This window comes from Nocardioides terrigena (genome assembly GCF_003047265.1).
Taxonomy (GTDB): Bacteria; Actinomycetota; Actinomycetes; order Propionibacteriales; family Nocardioidaceae; genus Nocardioides; species Nocardioides terrigena.
In genome coordinates this window covers 1-591 of sequence record NZ_PZYY01000069.1, presented here as the reverse complement: position 1 = coordinate 591, position 591 = coordinate 1, and the positions used below count along the sequence as shown (strand labels likewise).

At 41.3% G+C, this 591-nt stretch carries 2 protein-coding genes; one reads left to right on the top strand and one right to left on the bottom strand.

Annotated elements, in window-relative coordinates; all coding sequences use genetic code 11:
- Nucleotide 1 precedes the first annotated feature (1 nt).
- Nucleotides 2-118, top strand: a complete 117-nt coding sequence (locus tag DAE25_RS22895) for a type II toxin-antitoxin system RelE family toxin (RefSeq protein WP_227528345.1) — start codon at nt 2-4, stop codon at nt 116-118.
- 69 nt (nt 119-187) lie between these two features.
- On the opposite strand, the gene DAE25_RS24065 is transcribed toward DAE25_RS22895, so the two are convergent.
- A partial coding sequence (locus DAE25_RS24065; RefSeq protein ID WP_234411214.1) for a hypothetical protein occupies nt 188-591 on the bottom strand: 404 nt, incomplete at its 5' end.

Genomic DNA, 591 nt, shown 5'->3' with positions numbered 1-591 from the left:
GCTGGGCGAGTTCTGGCGCTATCGGGTGGGAGATTATCGCGTTCTGTGTGAGATCCGAGATGACGAGCTTGTTATCCTTGCCGCCACGATTGGACATCGCCGCGAAGTTTACGACTGAAGCCCGCTATGCGGGCTTTTTTGATGCCGACAACAGGTATTATGGTAAATACTCGACTAACTACGTGTTCTACTGTTTGTCGGTTTTAGTTAACCAGCAGGTTGTCTTAACGATAATGTAGCCGTTATTTTTAACTAATAAGGTCATATTGTTAACGTCAGGCATAATAAAAGACATTATGGCCTCAGAGTTATCATCAGAAGCAGCTCTCTGCATTACTACTTCGATTCCCTTTTCTTTGAATCTATAAGTATCCAGTTGCCTATTAAACTTAGAAAGACCTACAACCATACTTAGTTTGTTATCTTTAACAGTAAGAGATGCTTCCTGAGTACCATTACATCGGTAGTAAGCGGTGTAACCGTCAGCAAAAGATCGACCGGGGAATATAAATGCTAGGAACGCAATTAACCAATACATAGTTGAGAATCTTGGTATTACACATTTCACTATCCTCTCTTTCATTTTTCGTT